Annotated in this window: 1 pseudogene; it reads right to left on the reverse strand. The window is 37.6% G+C overall.

The window, feature by feature from the left end:
* Positions 1 to 306 (reverse strand): annotated as a pseudogene (locus tag ACFIO5_RS10400) (Mur ligase family protein); the annotation flags it as partial.

The raw sequence follows: 306 nt of genomic DNA on the forward strand, positions 1-306 counted from the left end.
AGCTTTCATCAATTAAATAAAATTCGCCTCCACTTGGTAAAGACAATCGATAACGAACACCGCGCCCCTTTTGAGGAGAAAAATAGCTCAAAGAGAGCAAAACAGGTTCTAAATCAACACCAATGGCATCACAAGCAGCAATAACAGCCAAACTATTTTGTATAATATGTCGTCCAGGAGCACCAATTTTCATTGCCCTATCCTGACCAGAAATACTAACAATCATAGAGGAATAATCTGTTAAAAGACGTATATCTTTCGCCTGATAATCGGAATTTTTAGTCTCACCAAAGCTTAAGATCCTTT

Source organism: Bartonella sp. AA86SXKL, from assembly GCF_042196885.1.